This is a genomic window from Streptomyces sp. NP-1717, from assembly GCF_022695985.1.
Taxonomy (GTDB): domain Bacteria; phylum Actinomycetota; class Actinomycetes; order Streptomycetales; family Streptomycetaceae; genus Streptomyces.
In genome coordinates this window covers 1-2696 of record NZ_JAAPBF010000414.1, presented here as the reverse complement: position 1 = coordinate 2696, position 2696 = coordinate 1, and the positions used below count along the sequence as shown (strand labels likewise).

Annotated in this window: 3 protein-coding genes and 1 pseudogene; 1 reads left to right on the top strand and 3 read right to left on the bottom strand. The window is 71.4% G+C overall.

Features of this window, described 5'->3' with window-relative positions; translation table 11 throughout:
* Together GXP76_RS36100 and GXP76_RS35050 are read right to left on the bottom strand one after the other, a co-directional pair.
* Positions 1–165, bottom strand: a pseudogene (locus GXP76_RS36100) (methylmalonyl-CoA carboxyltransferase); the annotation flags it as partial.
* Positions 166–285: 120 nt separating this feature from the next.
* Positions 286–474 (bottom strand): acyl-CoA carboxylase epsilon subunit, encoded by a 189-nt coding sequence (locus tag GXP76_RS35050; protein WP_242575653.1) that lies wholly within the window; start codon positions 472–474, stop codon positions 286–288.
* 374 nt (positions 475–848) lie between these two features.
* Between GXP76_RS35050 and GXP76_RS35045 the strand changes: the two genes are divergently transcribed.
* Positions 849–1850, top strand: a complete 1002-nt coding sequence (locus GXP76_RS35045; RefSeq protein WP_242575652.1) for a ScbA/BarX family gamma-butyrolactone biosynthesis protein — start codon at positions 849–851, stop codon at positions 1848–1850.
* On the opposite strand, the gene GXP76_RS35040 is transcribed toward GXP76_RS35045, so the two are convergent.
* On the bottom strand, positions 1836–2696 hold an 861-nt coding region (locus tag GXP76_RS35040), incomplete at its 5' end, for an NAD(P)H-binding protein (protein ID WP_242575651.1). The two genes, GXP76_RS35045 and GXP76_RS35040, sit on opposite strands and share 15 nt — an antisense overlap.

The following is a 2696-nucleotide window of genomic DNA, read 5'->3' as shown; positions in this document are numbered from 1 at the left end:
AATGCGCTCACGGGCGGTCAGCTTCCCCTTGGCATGCTGCGCCTCGGTCGCGCGGTCACTCGGGCCCGCCACGGCCCGGGCCTTGATCACGTGCAGCTCCGCCACATGGCCGTGCAGATCGCCCGGCCCCGTGGCGGCCGGCACGGAGGCAGTCGTCATCGCCATCCCTGGTCCCTTCCTGGGACAAGGCCGGAAATTATCGCCCGGCCTGCTGGAGAACATCCTCGAACCGACTGTGCGGTCGTGTTTCCCGTGGCGGACGGCACACCGTGCGGTGGCAGCGGCTCACCGCCAACTGCCGGGGGCCACATAGCTCCCCGGCCGGCTCCACCACTTCCACTCCCGTGACACCCCGCGCCGGGGCGCCGCCCGCCCACGGGCCCGCAGCGCGAGCAGCACCACCGCCACGGCGGCGAGCTCGTCCTCATCGGCCCGGCCGCGTTCCAGCCGGAGCACCGCAGGTGCGCCCTCCATCCGTGCCACCCCCTTCTTCCTCAAGCCCGGTCATGGTCGGTCGGCTCACTAGAGAAGCGCTGAGGGACCGCTTGAGGCACGCCAAGGATCATCCCGACGCCGGTCCGGGGGAGCGTGAGTCGATCATGCGTCAGGAAGGGCGCGCTGTTTCGGCGTTGTCCGAGGTCCCCCCTGTGAGCGGCCGAAAACAGGCGGCTTCCACCGGGCCTCGCGGCACCGGATAGGGAACCACCCCGTCCACAAGCCGTGCAGGCGGAGTGCCTCGTACCCCTGGAAAGCAAACAGGTCGGTATGTATCTTCGCTGGCCGTACACCAACACCCACAACAGCAGCAACAGCTGCCTGCACGCCAACGCCGCTCAGGGGGAACAGACATGTCTGCGAGCACGTGCCGTGTCACATCCGCGTTACCCACCGTCGGCCACAGCGAGTGCGACACCAGAGCCCCGCGAAAAATCATCGCACCCCGCTATCACCCGTCCCTGACCACCACCGTCCCGAGTCAGTTCGTCCACCGCGCCAGCGTGGCCGAGGTGATGCTCACCGGCTGGGAACGCGTGGACGACCACCGCTTCACCGTCACCGCCCAGTGGCCCCGGGGACACAGTTTCTACGCCAGCGTGGACGGATGCCACGACCCGTTGATCGCCGCCGAGACGATCAGACAGACCGGACTGCTCCTGGCACACGCCGAGTTCGGCGTCCCGCTCGACCACCACCTGCTCGTGGGGGAGCTGGACGTGACCGTACGTCCCGCCCACCTGAGTGTCGGCCCCACTCCCCCCACGCTCCGACTCGACGTCACCTGCTCCCGGACGGAACATCGACGCGGCACCCTGACCCGCTGCCGCGTCGATGCGGAGATCCGCCGGGAGGGCCATCTCGCCGCCACCGGCGGCGGCTCGTTCAGCTGTATCGGCCCCAAGATCTACCAACGGCTGCGCGCCGCGAAGATTCCCACCGGTGATCGCGCACCGGCCGACTCCCCGACCGTCCCCGAATCCCCGCGGGCCGTCGGCCGCACCGCGCCCGCGGACGTCGTGCTCTCCCCCACCGGGAGCCCCGGCCGCTGGCAGCTGCGCGTCGACACCCGCCATCCCATCCTCTTCGACCATCCGGTCGACCATGTGCCGGGCATGCTGCTGCTCGAAGCCGCCCGCCAGGCCACCACCGCGACGCTCGGGCACGTCTGTCTGCCGCTCGCCGTCACCAGTGAGTTCACGCGCTACGTCGAGGTCGGCACGGCCTGTGTCATCGAGGCCCGCCGGCTGTCGGCGCCGGGCACCGGCGGCGAGGAAGCCGTACTCGTGACCGCCGTGCAAGAAGGCACGCCCGCCTTCCGCGCGACCGTCACCGTGGCCTCATCCACCGTGTGATCGCGGGGCCGGTGCCCGGGACCCACCGTGCACCGGCCCTCTCCCGGGCCGCGTCCCGGGTTCCCGCGCGAGCGGGGTGAATACGTCGAGATGATCCACGGCCCACTCTCGGAAGGATCGCGCCTGACGACCCGTCAACATAAGTACGGCGTCCGACACTTGGGCCTTGGCACCCGCCCGCTGCCGCTCCGCGCTCTCCAGCAGTGCCTCCACGACCGGTATGGGCCAGCGCTTTTCCAGGCTCGCACGCGCCTCGTCCCGGCTCAGCTCCTCGAAGCGCAGCCGGACCCCCAGCAACCGGCCGAGCTGCCGCGTCTGGCCGACCGCCGTGAGCGCCCGCGGTCCGGTCAGCGTGTACGCGCGCCCCGCGTGCCCCTCCCCGGTCAGTACCCGTACGGCGACCTCGGCGACGTCCGCCGGATCCACGCAGGCGTTGGCGGACGTCCCGTAGAGCGCGCGAACGGTCCGCTCGGAACGCACGGAGGGCGCCCAGGTAAGGGAGTTGGACATGAACGCGCGCGGACGCAGCAGAGTCCACTCCATCCCGGAGACCCGCAGCAGTTCCTCGCTCGCACGCTGCCACCGGGTGATCAGGTCGTCGGCCCGCCGGTCCAGAACAGCCGCCGCGGACAGTTTCACCACCCGCCGCACGCCCGCCGCACGCGCGGCATCGACGAACCGCGCGTCGTCGTCGCCCCCGACGCGGGTGGTGACCAGGAACACCGTGCGCACCCCCGCCACCGCCCGGGCCAGCGCCCGCGGATCCTCGTAGTCCCCGCCGGCCCTCTCGACGGCGGCCGGCAGCCCGGCGACCTTCGCCGGGTCCCTGGCCCAGACCCGGACGCG